The organism is Ruegeria sp. BF8 (assembly GCF_056538625.1).
Genome location: NZ_JBQFTL010000005.1, coordinates 372,953 through 388,877 on the forward strand (window position 1 = coordinate 372,953; position 15,925 = coordinate 388,877).

A 15,925-nucleotide genomic window follows, 5' to 3' on the forward strand; every position below is an offset into this window, starting at 1 on the left:
TCAGCAGATGTCGATTGCCACGCTTTCCATCATTCTTCTTGTTCTGCTGTTCGCCTTTCTGGGGTCGGGGCTGTGGGTGGCGTTTTCGCTGCTGGGGGTCGGGATCGCGGCGATGGCGCTGTTCTCAGATGCGCCGCTGGGGCTGGTTATGGCCACCACCTTGTGGGGGCACAGCAATTCCTGGGCGTTGGCGGCACTGCCGTTGTTCATCTGGATGGGCGAGATCCTGTTCCGCTCGCGCCTGTCCGAAGACATGTTCACCGGCCTGTCGCCCTGGATGAACCGGCTGCCGGGGCAGTTGCTGCATGTGAACGTCTTTGCCTGCGGGATCTTTGCGGCTGTGTCGGGGTCGTCTGCGGCCACCGCGGCCACGATCGGCAAGCTGTCGATTCCGGAACTCTCGCGCCGCGGCTATCCCGAGAAGATGATCATCGGTACGCTGGCCGGCTCGGCCACGCTGGGCCTGCTGATCCCGCCGTCGATCATCCTGATCGTCTATGGCGTGGCGACCGAGCAATCCATCGCCCGTCTGTTCGTGGCCGGAGTTCTGCCGGGACTGCTGCTGGTGGGGCTGTTCGTGGGCTATGTCGCAATCTGGGCGCTGATCAACCGCGCCAACCTGCCCACCGAGGACATCCAGGCGAGTTTCGCGGAAAAACTGCGTCGCTCGCGCCGACTGGTGCCGGTGATCCTGCTGATCGTCGGTGTGATCGGCTCGATCTATGCCGGGATCGCCTCGCCCACCGATGCGGCCGCCGTGGGCGTGGTGCTGGCGCTGCTGCTGTCCTGGCGCGAGGGCACGTTGACCCGGGCCAGTTTCTTCGACGGGCTGATGGGGGCCACCGTGACCTCGTGCATGATCGCCTTCATTCTCGCAGGGGCCTCGTTCCTGACCGTGGCGATGGGCTTCACCGGTATTCCGCGTGTTCTGGCGGAATGGATCGGGTCGCTGGGCCTGTCCACCTTCACGCTGCTGGCGGCGCTGACCGTGTTCTTCGTGATCATGGGATGCTTTCTGGACGGGATCTCGGTCGTGGTGCTGACGGCTTCGGTCATCATGCCGATGGTGATGCAGGCGGGGATCGACCCGCTGTGGTTCGGCATCTTCCTGGTGATCGTGGTCGAGATGTCGCAGATCACCCCGCCGGTCGGCTTCAACCTGTTCGTGCTGCAATCGCTGACCGGGCGCGACATCCTGCGGGTGGCGCATGCGGCGCTGCCGTTCTTCTTCTTGATGATCGTGGCGCTGGTGATCATCGTGGCTTTTCCCGGCATCGTGACCTATCTGCCGAACCAGATGTGACGGGGGCGATGCAGGATTTTCCAATCATACGTACCGCCGGCGTGGACGGGCTGTTGATCAGCTTTGCCGCCGCACTCAGCGAACCGGCCAACCGCGCAGCGCTCGCCTTTCGCGCCGCGCTCGAGGCGGAGGGCTGGGCGGGGGTCGAGGAAACCTCGTCCTCGCTGGTCTCGGCCTTCGTCCGGTTCGATCCGCTGCGCCTGACACACGCCACGTTGCACCGGCAGGTGCAGACGCTGTTGGACCAGCGCGACTGGTACGCTGCCGACCTGCCCGGCGGGCGCAGGTTCTGGCGGGTGCCCACCGTCTTTGGCACGGATCTGGCGCCGCAGCTGGGGCAGGCGGCGCAGGCGGCGGGCCTGTCCGAGGCCGTGGCGGTCCGGTCGCTGTCCGAGGCGCGGGTACGGGTGCAGACCATCGGCTTTGCTCCCGGTCAGCCATATCTGGGTGAGTTGCCGCCCGCCTGGGACATCCCCCGGCAAAAGGAGTTGACCCCGCGCGTACCCGAAGGCGCGCTGGTGGTGGCGCTGCGGCAGCTTGTGCTGTTCTCGGTCACCACGCCGACCGGATGGCAACATGTGGGCCAGACCGCCATCCGTTTGTTCCAGCCTGATATGCCCCAACCCTTCCTGCTGCGCCCCGGGGATGAGGTGCAGTTCACCCCCACCGACCCGGAAACGCTGGCGCGGATGCGCAGCGATCCGCGCGGCGGCGGCAGTTGCGAGCCGTTGGCATGAGCACGCATCTGACCATATTGCGCGCGGGGGCCGGCCTGACGGTGCAGGACATGGGGCGACCCGGTTATCTGGACATGGGCCTGTCGCGCGGTGGTGCGGTGGACCGGCTTGCATTGGCCGAAGGCGCAGCGTTGCTGGGACAGGCCGACAGTCTTGCCGCCCTGGAAATGGCCGGTATGGGCGGCGAATTTCAGGCTGATCAGGACCTGCGCATCGCCCTGACTGGCGCGCGGATGCGGGCGCAGATCGACGGCGCGACCGCAGTCTGGAACGCCTCGCACCTCCTGCCTGCGGGCGCCCGGCTCAGCATTGGGCCGGCCGTAGCCGGCAGCTATGGATACCTCAGCATCGGCGGCGGGGTGCAGGGCGACCCGGTTCTTGGCGCCCGTTCGGCGCATCTGACGGCGGGGATCGGAGCCGTGCTGAAGGCGGGGGACCGGCTGGCGATCGGCCTGGACGCGGGCGGTGCAACCGGCATGACCTTCGACCCCGAGGACCGGTTCTCGGGCGGTGAAATCCACATCGTGGCCAGTTTCCAGACCGACCTGTTCGCCGCCGACGTTCTGGAGCGGCTGCAAAACACCGCGTTTCGCCGGGACGCGCGCGCCAACCGCATGGGCGTGCGGCTGGAAAGCGACGGACCGGGCTTTCATGTCTCGGGCGGGCGCAGCGTGCTGTCGGAAACCATCGTGCCGGGTGACATCCAGGTCACCGGCGACGGCACGCCCTTTGTGCTGTTGGCCGAGTGCCAGACCACCGGCGGTTATCCCCGCATCGGCACCGTTCTGCCCTGCGACCTGCCCAAGGTGGCGCAGGCCCCGGCCGGGGCCGACCTGCGGTTCCGCTTCGTGTCGCTGGACGAAGCGGTGACTGCCGAGCGCGCCGCGGCGCAAACCCGCGCCGCGCTACCCCGGGCGCTACGCCCGCTGATCCGCGATCCGCGCAGCATGTCCGACCTGCTATCCTATCAACTGATCAGCGGCGCCATCGCCCGCGAAGAGGACGTTTTGTAGAAAAGGAGCCTGTGTCATGGCACATCAAGTCGATCTGAACGCCGATATGGGCGAAAGCTTTGGCCCCTGGAAAATGGGCGATGACGCGGCGCTGCTGAAGATCGTGACGTCGGCCAACGTGGCCTGCGGGTTTCATGCGGGCGACTGGGACGTGATGGCCACGACGATGGCGCAGGCGGTCGAAAACGGCGTGGGCATCGGCGCGCATCCCGGCTTTGCCGATCTGCACGGCTTTGGGCGTCAGCGGATGCACTATCCCCTGCCGTCGCTGCAGAACCTGATCCGCTATCAGGTCGGCGCGGCGCAGGCGATGGCGCGGGCGGCCGGCGGACAGGTGCGCCATCTGAAATTGCACGGCGCGCTGGCCAACATGGCGTCCGAGGATCAGGCGATGGCGCGGGCATGCTACGAGGCGGCGCTGTCGGTGGCTCCGGATCTGATCATCATGGTTCTGGCCGGAACCGCCCAGCAGCGCGCCGCGCGAGACCTGGGCTGTCCGGTGGCCTGCGAGATCTTTGCCGATCGCGCCTACAACGATGACGCCACTCTGGTCGACCGCAGCCTGCCCGGCGCGGTGATCCACGACCCCGACCGTGCCGCCGCGCGCATGGTCGAGATGGTCAAGGCCGGGGCGATCATCACCGAAAGCGGCAAGCATATCCCGACCCGCATCGACACGATCTGCCTGCATGGAGACACGCCCACGGCGGTGTCGATTGCGGCCGGTGTCCGCCATGCCCTGAAGAAGAGCGGGGTTGAGCTCAAGCAGTTCGCCGGTGGCCCTGCCTAGGCTTCTAGATCGACGCGGCTGTTCAATGCGTCTCGCGTTCGATGACGCTGGGGTCCAAAAAGATACTCTCTTCGGGACGTCCGGGATCGACGAGCCTACGCTCCAGCAACGCGATGATCGCGTCAACGGCGGCGTCGATGGGGTTCCGGACTGTCGTCAGGCGGAATGTCGGCCATTTCGCCATGGCGATGTCGTCGAAACCAACAATCGCCAAATCGCCGGGTACGTTCAGAGACAGATCGCGCGCAGCCGATAGCGCCCCGATCGCCGTGGCGTCATTGGCGCAGACTAGCGCATCCAGAGAGGCGCGGGACAACAGACTGCGCGCGGCGCCGTATCCGCTGTCGACCGAGTAATCAGTCGGGTGTTCGGCCACGAGGTCAAGCCCCGCCCGATCCAGCGCCTGGAGGACCCCGGCGCGTCGCCGTGAAGACGAATAGAACTCCTCGGGTCCGCTGAGAAACCCGAACCGGCGCCGCCCCCGGCTGATCAGCAAGTCGGTGATCATGGTCATGCCATCGGCATTGCGGCAGCAGACATTGTCGACACGGGGCCCTTGAACGGGACGGCCTGACGAGATCATCGGGATGCCGAACCGCGCACATCTGTCGACGATCTCTTCGGACATGCTGCCGCCGCGCAGAATCAATGCGTCCAACGGATAGCGCAGCAGCTCTCGCAGCGCCTGATCCGTGTTGGCGCCGGTTCGGTCGATCAGAATGGGCCATTTCTTCAACCCGCTCAGGGCCTGGGCCAGTTCACCTACAAAGGCCGAGTCGTAGGGGCTGCGCATGTTGCCGACGAAGACGGCGACCAAATTTGATTGCCCGGCCTTGAGGCCAGCGGCCAGGGCATTCGGCTGATACCCGGTATCGGCTGCGATCTTGAGGATCCGTCTACGCTTCTCGGAATCGACATAGGCACCGGGCGTGAAAGCGCGCGAAACAGCTGAACGCGAGACGCCCGCAAGGTCCGCAACGGTCTGGGCCGTTGCGCGCCGGGGGCGTTTTGCGTCCTTGTTTCTCTCGCTACACATGCGGTTTGCGTTTCGCCTGTTCAGAGGGTTTCAACATTCTTGCAATGAATCGAATCTTTCATCAAACTGTCACGGTTGGAAGCTAGTGAACACGTGTGCACATTTTGCGAAAGGTGTCAGCCTTTTTCTGGATGTGAAATATGTCATCGGGGAAAATACCCCATAGTTTCCAGGGCTTTGGCCCGCCCGTAGGGGCGCAACATGAATCGGAGGAACTACATGATAAACGTCAAAACAGGTGCTGCTGCTGCCGCGTTCGCGATGATAGCGAATACGGTCTCGGCCGAAGTCGAGATTACGTGGTGGCACGCCATGGGAGGAGCCCTGGGTGACACCGTCAACCAGATTGCCGAGGATTTCAACGCGTCCCAGGACGACTACAAGATCACGCCGGTTTTCAAGGGCACATATGAAGAGACCCTGACCGCCGGCATCGCCGCATTCCGTGCGGGTGAACAGCCCAACGTCCTGCAGGTATTCGACGCCGGCGCCGCCACCGTGATTGGCGCTAAGGGCGCGACCGTTCCGGTTCAGGACCTGCTGGAGCAGAACGGCGTTGCGTTCGACATCGAGGACTATATCTCGGGCGTTCGCTACTTCTATGCCGACAGCGACGGCAAGATGATCGGGATGCCGTTCAACTCGTCCTCGCCCATCATGTATTACAACGTCGATGCGCTTGAAAAAGCGGGTGTGACGCCGCCGAAAACCTGGGAAGAGTTCCAGACCGTGACGGCGCCGGCGCTGAAAGAGGCCGGTTATATCGGTCTGTCGCAGTCGCATCTGCCCTGGATCTTCACCGAGAACTTCCATTCGCGCCACGACCTGCCGTTTGCCACCAACGACAACGGCTATGAAGGCGCTGACGGCACCAAGATTCTTGTCAACAACGAGGCGATCAAGGCACACTTCACCGCCGTCAAAGACTGGAAGGACAACGGGTTCTTCGAATGGTACGGCACCGGCTGGAGCGACAACCAGACTCCGTTCGAAGAAGGCAAGGTTGCCATCTGGCTGGGCTCGTCCGGTTCGTTCGGCGGCCTGTCCAAGAAGGACCTGCCGTTCGAGTTTTCGGCCACCTTCCTGCCCTATTGGGAAGCTGTGACCAAGGAACCCAAGCAGACCTTCATCGGTGGCGCGGCCCTGTTCGCGATGGCCGGCAAGAGCGACGAGGAAAACAAGGCCACCGCTGCATTCTTCGAGTTCCTGACCAAGCCCGAAACCCAGTACATGTGGCACCGCGAGACCGGCTATGTTCCGATCACCACCGCCGCCTATGAAATGGCGAAGGGCGATGGTCACTATGACCGTGCTCCGGCCGCCGAAGTCGGCATCAAGCAGCTGTCGCTGCCTGCTGGTGAAAACACCAAGGGCTATCGCATGGGCTTCTACGTCCAGATCCGCGACGTGATGAACCGGGAATATGGCCGGATCCTGACGGGTGAAACCTCGGTCGAGGACGCCTTCAAGGCAATCGAGGACGAAGCCAACGGTCTGCTCGAGCGTTTCGCAAAAACCCAGAGCTGATCCCACTCGCCAAGAAACGGGCGGTCGCAGAAGTGCGACCGTCCTCCCTTTTTCGGAGTTTTCATGAAACGCGCTGGTTTTTCCACTCGCTGGCTGCCGGTTCTTCTGCTGTTGCCGCAGCTGTTGATCATCGCGGTCTTTTTCTACTGGCCTGCCGCTCACGCGGTGCAGTCTTCGTTCTTCCTTCAGGATCCGTTCGGGTTTGGGTCGACCTTCGTCGGGCTGGACAACTACAGCGACCTTGCCGGGAATTCCGAGTATCTCAGCATTGCCTGGTTCACGGTGATCTTCACCGTTTTGGTCACGTTCTTTTCGCTGTCGATCGCGTTGTTGCTGGCCGTGAAGGCCGACAATGTGCTGCACGGCGCCAAGACCTATCGCACGCTGCTGATGTGGGTTTACGCCGTGGCGCCGCCGGTGGCGGGGTTCATCGGCCTGATCCTGTTCAACCAGAGCTGGGGGCCATTGACCGAACTGGCGCGCTCGATCGGGTGGGATTTCAAACTGGGCGTGAATTTCAATGACACCGCCACCGCGATGGTTATCGTTTCGGTCTGGAAACAGGTTCCGGTGAACTTCATCTTCTTTCTGTCTGGCCTGCAATCGATCCCGCGATCGGTGCGTGAGGCGGCTTTGATCGACAACCGCTCATCCACGGGTCGGTTCTGGGACGTGACTTTCCCCCTGCTGGCGCCGACCGGGTTTTTCCTGCTGATCATCAATATCACCTACGCATTGTTTGATACTTTCGGTGTGATCGACACGATGGTGAAGGGTGAGCCGGGCAACAACCCGATGACGTTGGTCTACAAGGTCTATGTGGACGGCTTCCGCGGCAACGACCTGGGTGGCAGCTCGGCGCAGTCGGTCGTTCTGATGGTTCTGGTTCTGGCCCTGACGGTGTTCCAGTTCCGGCTGGTCGAGCGCCGCATCCACTACACGTAAGGAGGGCAGACAATGACCGAAGCACATACCCCTGCGATGGCGTCCGCCACTTCACCCACCCAAACACGAAAGCGCGGCATCCGACTGTCCACGATCCTTGATCACACGATCCTGATCGTCGGATCGTTGTTCATGATGCTGCCGCTGCTGATGATCTTCCAGATGACGACCGTTCCGGATGTCGAGGTCATCAAGACCGGACCCAGCCTGACGATCGGGGACGAACTTGGCCCCAACTTCCAGAAGGCAATGTTCGAGGCCTCGGGCTTTTCCGGCCAGAACACGGGCATGAACATGCTCAAAAACTCGTTCATCCTGGGCATCGGTTTTGCCCTCGGCAAGATCATCATCGGCATGATGGCGGCCTATGCGATCGTCTATTTCCGGCTGCGCTTTGCCACGCTGGCTTTCTGGGTGATCTTCACCACGTTGTTGCTGCCGCTGGAGGTGCGCATTCTGCCCTCGTACGAAGTGGTGCAGAAGCTGGGGATGCTGAACACCTATCAGGGCCTCATCATCCCGCTGATCGCCTCGGCCACCGCCACGTTCTTCTTCAGGCAGTTCTTCCGCTCGGTTCCAGAAGAGTTGGTCGAGGCCGCGCGGATCGACGGCGCCGGCCCGGTGAAATTCTTCATCGACATCCTGGTGCCTCTGTCGCGTACGATGATTGCGGCGATGTTCATCATCATGTTCGTGTTCGGGTGGAACCAGTATTTGTGGCCCACGATGATCACCACCGAAGAGGACATGTTCACCCTGGTGCGCGGGATCAAGCAGATCACGCAGGTGCTGGAGGGCAACCGCATTCCCGAATACGGCCGGGCCAACCTGCTGGCGATAATCGCCATCATCCCCCCGGTCATGGTCGTCATCTTTTTCCAAAGCTGGTTCGTCAAGGGCCTGACGGAATCCGACAAGTAAGGCAGAATCAATGGCTCAGGTATCCCTGAAGAACATCCGAAAAATCTATCCCAACGGCGCCGAGGCGCTGACCCCGTCCAGTTTCGACATCGGTGATGGCGAATTCGTGGTTCTGGTCGGTCCGTCGGGCTGCGGAAAGTCCACTCTGCTACGCATGGTGGCCGGCCTGGAAGAAATCACCGAAGGCGAATTGACGATCAATGGCCGCGTCATGAATGACGTTGACCCGGCCGATCGCGACATCGCCATGGTGTTCCAGAACTATGCGCTGTACCCGCATATGACCGTGCGCAAGAACATCGCCTATGGTCTGAAAAATCGAAAGACGCCCAAGGACGAAATCGACCGCAAGGTGGCCGAAGCCGCTTCGATGCTGAACCTGAACGAGTTTCTCGACCGCAAGCCCTCGCAACTGTCGGGCGGTCAGCGCCAGCGGGTTGCCATGGGGCGGGCCATCGTGCGTGACCCGGCGCTGTTCCTGTTCGACGAGCCGCTGTCGAACCTGGACGCCAAGCTGCGCAACCAGATGCGGATCGAGATCAAGGCGCTGCAGCGGCGTCTGGGCGTGACCTCGATCTATGTCACCCATGACCAGGTCGAGGCGATGACCATGGCCGACCGCATCATCGTGATGAACGCGGGCCGGATCGAACAGATCGGTACCCCGGCCGAGATCTATCACCGCCCGGCCTCGACCTTCGTGGCCAGCTTCATGGGCGCTCCGCCGATGAACCTGATCGGCGCACGTCTGGAGGGCGGCCGCGTGATGATCAACGGCGACACGGTGCTTGCCACGGCCGAAGGGTCTGGCGCGGTGACTGTAGGTGTGCGGCCCGAAGATGTACTGATCGGGGCTGAGGGCTCGATCGCTTTTCACGTCGACATTATCGAAGAGCTTGGCGCGCACCGCCTGTTGCACGGGCGTCTGGCGGATCAGGAGTTCACGATCCACGTGGGCAAGGATGTCGAAGCCGCGCCCGGAGAAACGCGGATCTCACTCAAGCCCGACGCGATCAGCCTGTTCCACCCGGAAACCGGAAAAGCCCTGTGATCACGAACATCGTGTCGTCTTTGCCACCGGTCTCGGATGATGTCCGAGACCGCATATTGGCAGCGCCGCGAACGGCCGAGGCGCACCGCGCCCTGATGGCGCAGACACCGGCGATGAACGCGGTGCAACTGGGCGGAAACGCAACCCGGGACGTTCTGGGTGCACGTTTCTCGGCTGCGGCTTGGAATGTGGAACGTTGCCTGTTCCCCGAAGAAAGCGCAGCCCACCTGGCGGCTGTGACCCCGGACATCGTTCTGCTGTCCGAGGTGGACCACGGTATGTCCCGTACCGGTCAACGTCACACGACGGCAGAAATGGCCGGCAAGCTGGGTATGGCCTACGCCTTTGGAGTCGAGTTTCACGAACTGGATCTGGGCGGTCCGACCGAGCGCGCCCTTTGCAAGGATGATTTCAACGCCCTCGGGTGGCATGGGAACGCGATTCTGTCCTTGGTTCCGTTCAAACGCGTGGCCATGATCCGTCTTGACGACCATGGCCACTGGTTTGCGGCCGAGTCCGGGGCGTCGGATCCGCAACAACCGCGGCTGGGTGGCCGAATGGCGATTGCAGCAGAAGTCGCGACCGAGAACGGGCCTGTATGCGTGGTTTCCACCCATCTGGAAAGCAATGCTGCGGCGGCGCATCGCCATACGCAGTTTCAGCTTCTGCTGGATGCGCTCGATGAGTTTGCGCCCGGGATGCCGGTGCTGATCGGTGGCGATCTGAATACCGGCAACCACCTGCCACCGGATTTCGACTGGCGCCGGGAAACCCTGTTTGCTCTGGCCGAGCAGCGCGGATTTTCCTGGGAGTTCACGACCGAAGGCCACACTACCCGGCCCAGCCTGATCACGCCGCACCCGGACCGGGTGATGAAGCTGGACTGGTTCGCCGGCAAGGGGCTGATCTGCCGCGACCGGGGTCTGCTGTCGTCGCTGACCGCCGACGCCAAGCCGCTCTCGGATCATGACTGCGTCTGGTGCGCGGTTGAGGTGCCTGACGCCGGGTGACTCCGGCCTGTCCGCGATATTTGGTCACGTGGCCCAACGTCCCGTTGAATTTCGGGGCGTTTTTTCGCGGTTCGACTGTGGAAAACGGTTTGGAAACCCCATAAGAACGAGGCCACCTATTCAACAGGCGGAAAACCAGTCCAGTGTTTGACCTCCCCGCGCAGCGCGCGCATCTTGCCGAGAAATTCGATCTGACCCCGTCGCCCGAGCTGGCCGCCAGCATGAGCGACATCTACGCCCGCATGTCGCGTGTCGTCACGCCAGCGGATTGGGCGATCTACGCGCCCTATGTCAAGGCGATCAACGATCTGAAAGCCGAACGCAACGCGGTGATTCTGGGCCACAACTACATGACGCCCGAAATCTATCACGGCATTTCGGACTTCGTCGGCGACAGCCTGCAGCTGGCCATCAAGGCGACCGAGGTCGAGGCCGAGGTGATCGTGCAATGCGGTGTGCATTTCATGGCCGAGACCTCGAAGATCCTCAGCCCCGAAAAGACGGTTCTGATGCCAGACATGGAGGCCGGCTGTTCGCTGGCCGAGTCGATCACCGCCGAAGGCATTGCCGAGATGCGCCGCCGCTATCCCGGCGCGCCGGTCGTGACCTATGTGAACACCACGGCCGAGGTGAAAGCGGCATCCGACATCTGCTGCACCTCGTCCAACGCGGCGCAGATCGTGGCGGCGATGGACAGCGACACGGTCATCATGACCCCCGACCAGTACCTGGCGCAGAACGTGGCCCGCGACGTGCCGCAGAAGAACGTGGTCTGGTGGGAAGGCTCGTGCATCGTGCACGAACAGTATACGGCGCAGGACCTGCGCGAGTTCCGCGAATGGAACCCGGGCACCCGCCTGATCGCGCATCCTGAATGCCCGCCCGACGTGGTGGCCGAGGCCGACTTCTCGGGTTCGACCAGCGGCATCATCAAATACGTCACCGACGAACAGCCCGAAAAGGCGATGCTGATCACCGAGTGTTCGATGGCGTCGAACATCGCCGACGCGCTGCCGCAGGTCGATTTCGTCGGCCCCTGCAACATGTGCCCCTACATGAAGAAGATCACGCTGGAAAAGGTGCTGTATGCGCTGGACACCATGACCGGCCAGGTCGAGGTTGACCCCGACGTGGCGGAAAAAGCGCGCCTTTCGGTTCAGCGGATGATCGACCTGTCGCGCAAGCTGGGAATTTGATCGGGGCGATGCAGACGGTCTCGACCCCTCGGGTGGTCATCATCGGCGGCGGGCTGGCCGCGGTCTATACCGCGCTCAAGCTCGACCCGCACCCGGTGGTGATGATCTCGCCCGAGCCGCTGGGCTCGGGTGCCAGTTCGGCCTGGGCGCAGGGCGGGGTGGCGGCGGCGATGGACCCGTCCGACAGCCCCGAAGCCCATGCCCGCGACACGATGCGCGCCGGCGCAGGATCGGTCCTGCAGGAGGTGGCCGAGTTCGTCACCCGCGCGGCGCGGGATCACATTCTGGACCTTTCCGATCTGGGCACCGGGTTCGACCGGGACGCCGATGGCGGATTCATCCAATCGCAGGAGGCTGCGCATTCGGTGGCCCGCGTGGTGCGTGTCAAAGGCGACCAGGCCGGTGCCGAGATCATGCGCGCCCTGATCGCCGAGCTGCGGCGTCGCTCTTCGGTCCAGGTGATCGAAGGGGCGCTGGCCGTGGGGCTGGAAAGCGACGGGGCCAAGGTCTCGGGCGTATATCTGGCGCCGACAGATGCGCCGGGGGCCGAACCGGTGTTGCTGCGTGGGGCGGCACATGTACTGGCCACGGGCGGGTCGGCGGGGCTCTATGCTCGCACCACCAACCCGGCGCGCATCCGCGGGCAGGGGATCGGCATGGCCGCACGGGCCGGGGCCCGGATTGCCGATGCCGAGTTCATTCAGTTTCACCCCACCGCGATCGACGTCGGCGAGGACCCGATGCCTCTGGCCACCGAGGCTTTGCGTGGCGAGGGCGCCGTACTGATCAACCGCCACGGCGAAAGGTTCATGCAAGGCATCCACCCCGATGCCGAGCTGGCCCCGCGTGATGTCGTGGCGCGCGCCGTCTATCTGGAAACCAAGGCCGACAACCGGCCCGCGCTGGATACGCGCGCAGCGATCGGCGCGGCGATCCGCAGTCAGTTTCCGGCGGTGACCGAGGCCTGCCTGCGCAACGGTGTCAACCCCGTAACTCAACCGATTCCGGTGGCGGCGGCGGCGCATTACCACATGGGCGGCGTGGCCACCGACCTGAACGGCCGCAGTTCGCTGGCCGGGCTCTGGGCCTGTGGCGAAGCGGCCTCGACCGGGTTGCACGGGGCGAACCGGCTGGCCTCGAACGGTCTGCTTGAGGCGCTGGTCTTTGCCCGCGCCTGCGCCCGTGATATCGCCGGCGCCCTGACGGTGGCCGACGCGCCCGAGGTGCGGCTGCGCCTGCCGTCCGGCGGCACCGACCCCGACCCCCAAGCCGTAGCCGAACTGCGCCAGGTCATGACTGATGGCGTGGGGGTGGTCCGCGACGCCGACGGGCTGCGCCGCGCCTTGGGCCGGATCGCCGAGTTGGAGTCGCTGCACGGCCAGTCGCACCTGTTCCGAAACATGACCGCAACCGCCACGCTGATCGCGGCAGCAGCGCTGATGCGCACCGAAAGCCGCGGCGCGCACTATCGGTCGGATTGTCCGGTTACGGCCGAAGGGCCGGGGCGGCGGTCTGATCTGACATTGGACGAGGCCGTGGCGCTGCGGTCGAAAATCTTCAAGGAAACCGCAAAATGCATCATGCCACTGTCCCCGACCTGATCCTCGAACCGATGGTCCGCGCCGCCCTGACCGAGGATCTGGGCACCTGCGGCGACATCACTACCCGCACCGTGATCCCGGCGGACGTGACCTATGCCGCACGGCTGAACGCGCGCGAGGATGCGGTTGTGTCGGGCATGCAGGTTGCGGCCCTGGCGTTCCGGCTGGTGGACCCGACGTTGAAGATCACGCCGCTTGTGGCGGACGGGGACCGTTGCACCAAGGGCCAGACCCTCATGGAGATCGCCGGCAGCGCGGCCTCGATCCTGTCCGGCGAACGCGTGGCGCTGAACTTTGCCGGTCGTCTGACCGGGGTGGCGACCCTGACCGCCGGGCTGGTGGCGCAGACCGCCGGGACCAAGGGGCGCATTACCTGCACCCGCAAGACCACCCCGGGCCTGCGCATCGTCGAGAAACTGGCCGTGCTGCATGGCGGCGGGTTCAATCACCGCCATTCGCTGTCGGATGCGATTCTGATCAAGGACAACCACATCGCCGCCGCCGGCGGGGTGCGCGCGGTGCTCGAGGCGGTCAAGGCGCGTGCGTCGCACATGATGAAGGTCGAGATCGAAGTGGACCGGCTGGACCAGTTGGCCGAGGTTCTGGAAATCGGCGGCGCCGATGTGGTGCTGCTGGACAACATGACGCCTGACATGCTGGCCGAGGCCGTGGCGATGGTGGATGGGCGTCTGGTGACCGAGGCGTCGGGCAATGTCACCGTGGACACGGTGGCCGAGATCGCGGCCACCGGGGTCGATTACATCTCGTCCGGGGCGCTGACCCATTCCTATCGGACAGCCGATCTGGGTCTGGATTTCTGATCACGGATCACGAAGGTTTAGGCCATTCGATTGGATCCAGCCGGAAGTATTTGGACAGCTGCCCATAGAATTCGGGCGCAGTATCCCTGAGGGCCTCGGGACGTTCGAAGAACAGCTCGACAGTGACGGCAAAGAACTCCTCGTGTCCGGTGGCGCCATAGGGGTCGATCACCGTGCGCCGGCCAGTTTCAACGGCGTGCAGATGCGCGTCATACGTGGTCAGAAAAACACGCTCCCACTCGGCATAGCTTTGACCCTTGGCCAGTACGGGCACGCCGTTGGTGCCGCCGGACAAGTCATCCAACTGATGTGCGAATTCATGAAGCACGACGTTGTGTCCGTCATGATCGTTTGCTGCGCCCTGCCGGCTGTGCGCCCAGGACAGGATCACCGGCCCGCGATCCCAGCTTTCGCCGGTACGGATGATCTCTTGTTCGGTCACGACATAGCCGCTGTGCCGCTGTTGGCGGGACTTGAAGGCGTTGGGATAGATCAGGACCGTCGTCAGATTGTCGTACCATTGGTCCGAGTTGACGACCAGAAGGCAGGCTTGTGCTGCGATCGACAGACGCATCTCGTCCGTGACCTCCAGCCCGTCGCAGCCGATGAAATCGACCTGATTCAGGAACAGGTTGATCTTGCCTTCCAAAGTGGCGCGCAGCTTGGCAGGCAGCCGCTCGAGGATCGGCACCGTCGCGTGGATGGTCCGCCGCTCCTCATCGCTCAGCGGTGTTTGCAACAGCTCGGCCCTGGCCCTGGACTTCGACCAGAAATACCAGGCCAACAGACCGGCGATTGTCGCAACAAGGCTCAGAAAAAGCACCATGTGGCGACGGTATCTCTATTGCCCCACCTCGGAAAGCCTATTCATTCGGTCGAGGGCTGCGTGAAGTCCACCAGCCAAGGCCGTTCGACATCCATGCCCTGATACAGCGCATGCAGCAGCAGATGTGCCGTCACCGGATCAGGGGCAAGGGGGCGTCGGTCCAGTCGCCCCTCCTTGACCGCCGTATCGGCGTCGAAGATCACCGCATCCTCTTTGATGGTGGTCACCACACGAAGCTGGGCAAGCGTTTCGGGGTCAACCGCGGTCGGGTCATCCGAAAGGATCACGAAATCGGCCAGTTTGCCCACCTCGATCGATCCCTTCTGGTCTTCCTCGAAATGCTGCCATGCCGGCCAGATCGTCATCGCCTTGAGCGCCGTCATCACATCGACCCGTTGATGCGGGCCCAGGATGTCGCCAGATCGGGTGCGCCGGGTGACCGTCGCGGCCAGAACCCGCATGCTGTCGGGAAACGCCACGGGCGCGTCGTGATGCGTACCGAACATCATGCCGCGTTCTGTCACCCAGCCGGTGGGCGAGATGTTGTCGGCATTGACCGGCCCGACCGTGTGGTCGCGGTGCCAATCGCCCCAGTAGAAGGTGTGCATCGGAAACAGCGAGGGGAACACGCCCAATCGTTTGAGGCTGGCCACCTGATCCTCGCGCAGGAACTGACCGTGCACCAGAACCGGCCGGTTGCCCGGATCGCCATAGGTCAGCTGCGCCTCGTCGATGGCAGCGATCAGCATGTCCGTGGCCCCCTCGCCATTGGAATGGGTCAGGATTTGATGGCCGTTCTCGAAACACCAGTTCACCGCATCCTGCAACTGTTCGCGCGTGATGGCGGCGTATCCGGCATAGCCGGGCGGGTAATCCCCGACCGGATCGTAGTAGGGCCGATCCCGCAACGCGGTAAACCCTTGCGGCGAACCGTCGATTGTCAGCTTGCACCCGCCGACTCGCACCCCGTCGGCATAGGTGCGCGAGGCGTCCGACTCGATGAAGTCGCGCGATTCCAGAACGTCGGGAAAGGCCACGACGTCGATGGGAAGGTCGCCGTCCGCGGCCACCCGGCGCAGGGCTTGAACCGCCGGGCCCGAGGTGCGCCCCTCTTGCGCGGTGGTGTAGCCAAAGCGCGCCCACATCCG

The 15,925-nt window shown here is 63.5% G+C and carries 15 protein-coding genes; 12 read left to right on the forward strand and 3 right to left on the reverse strand.

Annotation, left to right across the window (positions count from 1 at the left end):
- Positions 1–7 precede the first annotated feature (7 nt).
- From ACR0LD_RS17350 to ACR0LD_RS17365, 4 genes are read left to right on the forward strand one after another with little or no spacing between them, the layout of a single operon-like run.
- Positions 8–1,303, forward strand: coding sequence for a TRAP transporter large permease (locus tag ACR0LD_RS17350; RefSeq protein ID WP_480638221.1), 1,296 nt, complete (start codon positions 8–10; stop codon positions 1,301–1,303).
- 8 nt (positions 1,304–1,311) lie between these two features.
- Entirely contained in the window at positions 1,312–2,040 is a 729-nt protein-coding gene (locus tag ACR0LD_RS17355) for a 5-oxoprolinase subunit B family protein (protein ID WP_480638223.1), read from the forward strand.
- Complete coding sequence (locus ACR0LD_RS17360; RefSeq protein WP_170367243.1) at positions 2,037–3,053, forward strand: 5-oxoprolinase subunit C family protein; 1,017 nt, start codon at positions 2,037–2,039, stop codon at positions 3,051–3,053. The genes ACR0LD_RS17355 and ACR0LD_RS17360 overlap by 4 nt, the downstream gene beginning before the upstream one ends.
- Before the next feature lie 16 nt (positions 3,054–3,069).
- Positions 3,070–3,843, forward strand: coding sequence for a LamB/YcsF family protein (locus ACR0LD_RS17365; RefSeq protein WP_480638225.1), 774 nt, complete (start codon positions 3,070–3,072; stop codon positions 3,841–3,843).
- A gap of 22 nt (positions 3,844–3,865) precedes the next feature.
- Here ACR0LD_RS17365 and ACR0LD_RS17370 read toward each other — a convergent pair whose 3' ends face one another.
- Positions 3,866–4,879 (reverse strand): LacI family DNA-binding transcriptional regulator, encoded by a 1,014-nt coding sequence (locus ACR0LD_RS17370; RefSeq protein ID WP_170359559.1) that lies wholly within the window; start codon positions 4,877–4,879, stop codon positions 3,866–3,868.
- A gap of 219 nt (positions 4,880–5,098) precedes the next feature.
- On the opposite strand from ACR0LD_RS17370, the gene ACR0LD_RS17375 reads away from it, so the two are divergent.
- The 8 genes from ACR0LD_RS17375 to nadC all read left to right on the forward strand — a co-directional run bounded on the left by ACR0LD_RS17375 (position 5,099) and on the right by nadC (position 13,951).
- On the forward strand, positions 5,099–6,406 hold the full coding sequence (locus tag ACR0LD_RS17375) for an extracellular solute-binding protein (protein WP_437342730.1): 1,308 nt from the start codon (positions 5,099–5,101) through the stop codon (positions 6,404–6,406).
- Positions 6,407–6,469: 63 nt separating this feature from the next.
- Positions 6,470–7,351, forward strand: a complete 882-nt coding sequence (locus ACR0LD_RS17380) for an ABC transporter permease subunit (protein ID WP_480638227.1) — start codon at positions 6,470–6,472, stop codon at positions 7,349–7,351.
- 36 nt (positions 7,352–7,387) lie between these two features.
- On the forward strand, positions 7,388–8,272 hold the full coding sequence (locus ACR0LD_RS17385) for an ABC transporter permease subunit (protein ID WP_170341801.1): 885 nt from the start codon (positions 7,388–7,390) through the stop codon (positions 8,270–8,272).
- A gap of 10 nt (positions 8,273–8,282) precedes the next feature.
- Positions 8,283–9,323: an ABC transporter ATP-binding protein gene (locus ACR0LD_RS17390; RefSeq protein ID WP_170359557.1), complete on the forward strand. Its 1,041-nt coding sequence runs from the start codon at positions 8,283–8,285 to the stop codon at positions 9,321–9,323.
- Entirely contained in the window at positions 9,323–10,333 is a 1,011-nt protein-coding gene (locus ACR0LD_RS17395) for an endonuclease/exonuclease/phosphatase family protein (protein ID WP_480638242.1), read from the forward strand. Before ACR0LD_RS17390 ends, ACR0LD_RS17395 begins: the two co-directional genes overlap by 1 nt.
- A gap of 143 nt (positions 10,334–10,476) precedes the next feature.
- On the forward strand, positions 10,477–11,529 hold the full coding sequence (nadA, locus tag ACR0LD_RS17400) for a quinolinate synthase NadA (RefSeq protein ID WP_480638229.1): 1,053 nt from the start codon (positions 10,477–10,479) through the stop codon (positions 11,527–11,529).
- An 8-nt stretch (positions 11,530–11,537) separates the two neighbouring features.
- Positions 11,538–13,130, forward strand: a complete 1,593-nt coding sequence (locus ACR0LD_RS17405; RefSeq protein WP_480638231.1) for an L-aspartate oxidase — start codon at positions 11,538–11,540, stop codon at positions 13,128–13,130.
- Positions 13,103–13,951 carry a carboxylating nicotinate-nucleotide diphosphorylase gene (gene nadC, locus ACR0LD_RS17410; protein WP_480634256.1) on the forward strand — a complete coding sequence of 283 codons (849 nt, stop codon included), beginning with the start codon at positions 13,103–13,105 and terminating at the stop codon, positions 13,949–13,951. The genes ACR0LD_RS17405 and nadC overlap by 28 nt, the downstream gene beginning before the upstream one ends.
- 7 nt (positions 13,952–13,958) lie before the next feature.
- On the opposite strand, the gene ACR0LD_RS17415 is transcribed toward nadC, so the two are convergent.
- Positions 13,959–14,777, reverse strand: coding sequence for a M90 family metallopeptidase (locus ACR0LD_RS17415; protein WP_480638233.1), 819 nt, complete (start codon positions 14,775–14,777; stop codon positions 13,959–13,961).
- Between the two features lie 41 nt (positions 14,778–14,818).
- Positions 14,819–15,925: amidohydrolase (locus ACR0LD_RS17420; RefSeq protein WP_480638235.1), on the reverse strand; the 1,107-nt coding region annotated here is incomplete at its 5' end.